This is a genomic window from Allocoleopsis sp. (assembly GCF_036703385.1).
GTDB lineage: Bacteria > Cyanobacteriota > Cyanobacteriia > Cyanobacteriales > Coleofasciculaceae > Allocoleopsis.
Genome location: NZ_DATNPA010000801.1, coordinates 1 through 5,613 on the forward strand (window position 1 = coordinate 1; position 5,613 = coordinate 5,613).

Here is a 5,613-nt window from a genome sequence, read left to right on the forward strand (position 1 = left end):
TTCAGCCGAAGCATCTACGGTTAATCCCGTCACTGCTGTAGCTGAGCAGATATCAGATAAAGGCGACATCAAGAGCAACCCAGTTCAAGGCACGGTATCTGCACCTTTTCCGACAACCACTGAACAGACATCGGACAAAGGTGACATCAAGAATCCAGTTGAAGACAGGGCATCTATGCCTACTGTGACCCCATTAGAGGGTAATCCTGTCGAATCGTCAGCAGAGTTGCCAGCACTGGATAATGTTCCCTCTGTAACCGAATTCTCTTCTAGTGAAGGAGAGGTGGAGTCCAATGGCTCCATGTCACAAATTACCAATGTGACCCAGCTAAGGGATGTTTCGCCTGGAGACTGGGCGTTTGAGGCGTTGCGATCGCTAGTTGAACGCTATGGTTGTATTGCCGGATATCCAGATGGCACCTATCGCGGTAATCGCTCAACCAGCCGTTATGAATTTGCGGCGGGGTTAAACGCCTGTCTACAACAAATTGAGCGCATCATTCAGGGTGGTCAAGGATTTGCCAGCCGCAAGGACTTAGAAACGCTACAGCGATTAGTCGATGAATTTAAGCCAGAACTCACCGCATTAGGCACACGAGTTGATAAGTTAGACGGTCGTGTGGCCTTTCTGGAAGACCATCAGTTTTCTACAACGACCAAACTCAGTGGTCTAGCCTGGATGAATATCACGGGTGCCACGGCGGGTCGTGATGTCCAAGTGGAGGCAATCAATGCTGCGTCTCCCGATGTCAGATTCGCTGGACGAGGAGCAGATGGTAGACCAATTGTGCAGAAGGTGGGTAACCCAAGCATTACCATGAGTACTCTGGCTTGGTTGACCTTCAACACCTCGTTTACGGGCAAAGACCTTTTGGTAACCCAGTTGGCGACTGGTAATGGTTTATCTCCAACCAACCAGTTCGCTTCGGCAGGGCTTTTCAATACCTTTGGTGTCCCGTTTCTCGATCAGACGGCTGGACCCAATAACGGGTTTACAGAGGTGGTTATCCATGACTTGTTCTACCAATTTCCCGTTAGTAATAAGGTGCAGTTGGTTGTTGGCCCTCGCGTGAACTGGAATCGTTTCTTTGATAACAATGCCTTTACCTTCTTTTTAACAGGTGGAAGCAGCTTCAACTCTAATAGCACTACCATCCATGACCCGATAAATCGCGGTTCTGGGGTGGTTGCCCTGGTCAATCTCACAAAGCAGTTCGATCTGCACTTGGGCTATCTAGGTGAGAATAATGAATTTTTACCGGCTGCCTTTGGCTTCAATACCTCATCTGACCCAAGCAAAGGATTATTCAGCGGCACTAACGCCATCACGGCTGAGTTAACTTACAAACCAAGTTCAACAGCTAATATCAGACTGATCTATTCTCATAACACCCTTGATAATAATGGTGGCGTGGTGAGCGCAGAACCCATTTATGGAGTGGCGGACGATGGTCAAGGGGGTCGCATCAAACCAGCTACAGTCAATGCCTTTGGCATCAACTTTGATTGGCTGATTACTCCTAAAATTGGTCTATTCGGGCGTTATGGCTATGCGACTACAGATATCACCCCATCAACAGCTGGGCGATCGGGAGGTAAGATTAATTCCCAAGCGTTCCAGTTTGGCCTAGGCTTCCCTGACTTGGGTAAGCAGGGAGCACTGGCAACCCTATCCTTTGTAGTGCCCTTTGATGTCTTGAGTGGTCGTAGGTTTCTGGCAGCAGGCGGTGGAGATGGTGGGACTCAATACGATTTTGAAGCCACCTACCACTACCCCATCACTAATAATATTGCGATCATTCCAGCCTTTTATCTGATTGGGAATGCTAATAATTTCGATAGTAATCCCACCATTTATGTAGGTAACTTACGGGCTCAATTTAGTTTCTAATCACTCAAGTTACAGGTTGTGTAGCAGTTCTCAGGTACGCGCGTGTACATCAGAAGAATCAAAGCCTCTCTCCTCGTAGGAGAGAGGTCAAAATGTACCACATCCAATCGAGAAGGGCTATAGCAATCCTAAATCAAATAAGGTGATGGGAATCGAGTTAATCTCTTAACCTTCCCATCACCCCATGTAGAATTTAGTGCGATAAATTACCGCTGCGAAACAGAGAATTCTCGAGGTTGATAGTCAGAGCCAATTTTGTTGGCACAAAATCCTAAATCTCGGCTTTGTCCAGGTTCAATCACCCGTCCCCAATCCAGGGGAGTAACCACATACTGCGAACCTTGGGGTTGGAAATTACCATTCCAACTATTATTAATTGAAGCCTGATTCATTTGGAAGGTCAGTTGCCAATTCTGAACCGGTGTAGTGCCAGTATTGGTCACCATCATGCCCATACAAAATCCAGTTTGCCAATCCGCTTGCAGGTTAGAGGACACCTTTAGCTGCCCTTGACCTGTTGTGACAACAGGCTGAGTTGGTTGAGGGCTGGGAGAAGGATTGGTCACAACCGGACTAGAACTCGGTTGAGGACTGGGGGAAGGGTTGGTCACAACCGGACTAGAACTCGGTTGAGGCGTCGGAGTTTGGGTGATGATGGGATTACTGGTTGTAGATGGGCCAAAACCGTTTGCTAGGAGCAATCCTTGAAGTAGTTCTTGCTTGGCAGCCTGAACAGATTGCCAGTCATCTTGCAGGATTCCCCCGGTATCCGCACTGTTAGGATTCCAACTCCAGTAAGTGAAGCTCAAATCTTTTTGACGGACGTAATCGACAAGCTTGCGTTGCCAAATACCTTCCTTAGAGCTTGTATCAACCTGCCGACCCCCAAACTCTCCAATCAAGATTGGTGCAGTGCCTTTAGTCGCAATATAGTTCCATCCGGTTTCCCAACGGGTTTCCAGATTGTTGGGGAAACTGGGTTCGTTAAACCAAGGCTGATTATAGACGCCAGCGCCATACTCGTGGGGAGAATAAACCAGCTTATTAGATTTAGACAAGCGTACAGGGTATTTCTCAACTCCCTCTAAATTGGCACCCATCCAATGAGCGGCTAGTTTTTGATCGGGGACGTTCTTCTCCACGCCTTCGACAACAATCAGCCAATTTGGGTTAATCGCCAAAATTTCATTTCCAGCGCGTTCGGCTGCCAGCCGCCAGTCTGTTTCTGAGTTATTGGTACCCCAACTAGCGCGACCGTGAGGTTCATTTTTCAGGTCTGCTCCGATAATGTTGGGGTAATTTTTGTAACGAGTTGCCAACATTTTCCATGTATCGATCCAGTCGGCTTCGGTGAAGCCATCACCGTACCACAACTCTGGAATGCGCTGGTCGTTGAGTCGGTGAGAGTCTAATAGAACTAATAGTCCTAGCCGATTGGACTCTTGAATCACAGCATCCATCACCTCTAAGGGCGATTTCCCCTGAAGTTCTTGATTGCTGCCCAATTGGTAGTTAATGCCCTGTACAGTCTGCGATCGCAAAGATTGCACGGAGTAGGGAAGGCGAATCAGATTGTAGCCCAAGCTTTTGATCTGCGCCAACATATCTTTATAGTCTCGGCTCGACAAACCGTCAGGCGCATGTAACTGAGTCTCTATTCCAAACCAGTTGACACCTCTGAGTAAGACAGCTCGCCCTGAAGCATCGACGATTTTGGAGCCGCTTGTCGAGAGTGGCAGCTGAATTGTGCTTGGAGAAGCTGCACCCACAGGGTTAGAAGAAAACCAGCCAAATCCAATCACAGAGATTAACATCATTGCTAACCCCAGACCGATGAGTCCTGGATAGGGTCTACCGCCACTTCGTCCCGGCCTTGGGGGATAGGGTGATTTGTTTCTAGGGTGTTGCCGATTTGGCTGGTTTACTGCCGTTGCCCTATAGCGAGCTGTTCGCAGCGACGCGCCAGTGGGTTGGCGCTTACGTCCCAAGCGGCGGAATACCGTTAGCAGGCTCGCTAATGCGAGATGGGCAACACGCGAGATTGGGTACAGAAAAAATTTAGACATCTTTTTGAAAAGTGAAGCAGTTGACTGGGTCATAACGAGAGTACAGAAGTTAACTCAACGCCTGACTGGCTAAATGTTTTTAGCTTTTGCTGTCTGCCACCCTGCTTACCTTGACAACATTTAGCGGATATTGTTTCCCATCATGCTGTCTCATAACAGCAAAATAATCTTCTATTTCGAGGATAGCAAGCCTATTTAATTACTCCGAAAATTCAAGGATATTCGTGAATTTGCGATTGCCAATTAATTCTCTGGAAAGACAATATATAGTGTTTCTGTGAGACTGGGCGATTGCAAACAAATCCGGATCGATTCGTGCCTCTATATTGGGCGAAGTGTTGCTGTAATCGTCACCCAAGGAGCGATCGCAAGTTGCTCACGCATTGTCTGTTCGTCATTTGCTTTCTGGGTTAAAATCCGGCCCTCAAACACCACCGTCACCTCTTCAGATTGGAAACACCACGGTTCTACCGACAACTGAGTTGGGTCATTATTAATCGGCATCAAGGTTAAAGTTGTTTCTCCCGTTGCCGATGGAACTTGCTCAAACTGTTTTTGTGCGGTTACACCCATGCAAATTGCCAGAGATAACGCATCCAGGGTGGCAACGAGTCGTTGATTGCGTGCGATCGCTTCTGGCGTAACATAGGCTTGATAAGCCGGATCGTCTGCTAACTGGTTAATCAAATGCCGTTGGAATTCCTTCTCCTGCTGCAAAAATGCTTCGACAACTCTTGTCGATTCCGGTGACTTTTTCCAATGGGTAAAGCGTTCATACAATCCTGTTCCATGCAGCGAAACTAGCAGTGCGGCATACCGCCCCATCGGCATTACCAGGTGTTTTGCCCCTGCCCATAGTTTTGTATGAACTTCTGGTGCGACTTCCAGGAAACTGTGAGGGTAGCCGGTGTCAGGATTGAGGGTGGGAGCGGATTCCCACGGTATCCAACCGATGTCATGTTGTTCAGCCCCCAAACAAACGGCCTCATAGGGAGCAACCGAGCCAAACCTCTCGTTACCCCAGACTTGAGCCATTTGTCCAGAAACCCAGGCATGAGTAGGTTGAGTAATACAAATCCGATTTTCACCGATCGCACGGTACAACATGACTGCCCCTGTTTGCACAATCCTTATGTTCAAACACTAGACCGCAGAAAGGGCAAACGCCTTCATTCTAGGGGTTAGGATTTAGGGTAAGACGTTCTGATTGAAGTATGGCAAAGCAGGAACATCCCCTCACGGGAGAAGCACTAATTAAAGAAGTCTGTCGGCGGATTCGGGTTGCCCGTAGCTACTGGGATGCTCATAATAATGCTGCCTGTCGGGGAGAACGCGATCGTGCTTTAGCGCTTTACAATACGTTGACGAAAGAACAAAAAGACCAGATTCCGCATCAGTTGCGGGTGTGGTTGCGCTATCGCAGTGAAAAATACTTTGGGGCACACCGAACGCCACCCAAGTCGAAACGAAAGTCGAAATAGGATTGTGGGGAAAGTGCGATTGTGAAAAGCGCGACATAGTGTTCCTCCGTACTGTTTGAAAAATTTTAATGCAGCAAAGATCTGTTGTTAACGCTGACCCCACATACTTTGAAAATCATTCAAATCAATATCTTCTAAGTATTTAGGATGGAGGACAATTCGCACTTCTTCGGTA

4 protein-coding genes are annotated in these 5,613 nt (G+C 47.8%); 2 read left to right on the forward strand and 2 right to left on the reverse strand.

The genetic code is table 11. The features are described 5' to 3' along the window. Positions 1 to 1,891: iron uptake porin (locus tag V6C93_RS37195; RefSeq protein WP_333481730.1), on the forward strand; the 1,891-nt coding region annotated here is incomplete at its 5' end. 206 nt (positions 1,892 to 2,097) lie between these two features. Here the strand turns inward: V6C93_RS37195 and V6C93_RS37200 are convergent. Both V6C93_RS37200 and V6C93_RS37205 read right to left on the reverse strand, forming a co-directional pair. After that, a complete protein-coding gene (locus V6C93_RS37200) occupies positions 2,098 to 3,708 on the reverse strand; it encodes a cellulase family glycosylhydrolase (protein WP_349262960.1) in 1,611 nt (536 codons plus the stop codon). Between the two features lie 570 nt (positions 3,709 to 4,278). After that, on the reverse strand, positions 4,279 to 5,064 hold the full coding sequence (locus V6C93_RS37205) for a DUF3891 family protein (protein WP_349262961.1): 786 nt from the start codon (positions 5,062 to 5,064) through the stop codon (positions 4,279 to 4,281). A 107-nt stretch (positions 5,065 to 5,171) separates the two neighbouring features. Between V6C93_RS37205 and V6C93_RS37210 the strand changes: the two genes are divergently transcribed. Further along, on the forward strand, positions 5,172 to 5,438 hold the full coding sequence (locus tag V6C93_RS37210; protein WP_333481733.1) for a Precorrin-3B methylase: 267 nt from the start codon (positions 5,172 to 5,174) through the stop codon (positions 5,436 to 5,438). The last annotated feature ends 175 nt before the right edge of the window (positions 5,439 to 5,613 follow it).

Bases quoted from the DNA above. Each gene is read 5' to 3' on its own strand.
- V6C93_RS37200 (WP_349262960.1), bottom strand. From the start codon at position 3,708: ATGATGTTAATCTCTGTGATTGGATTTGGCTGGTTTTCTTCTAACCCT.
- V6C93_RS37210 (WP_333481733.1), top strand. From the start codon at position 5,172: ATGGCAAAGCAGGAACATCCCCTCACGGGAGAAGCACTAATTAAAGAA.
- V6C93_RS37205 (WP_349262961.1), bottom strand. From the start codon at position 5,064: ATGTTGTACCGTGCGATCGGTGAAAATCGGATTTGTATTACTCAACCT.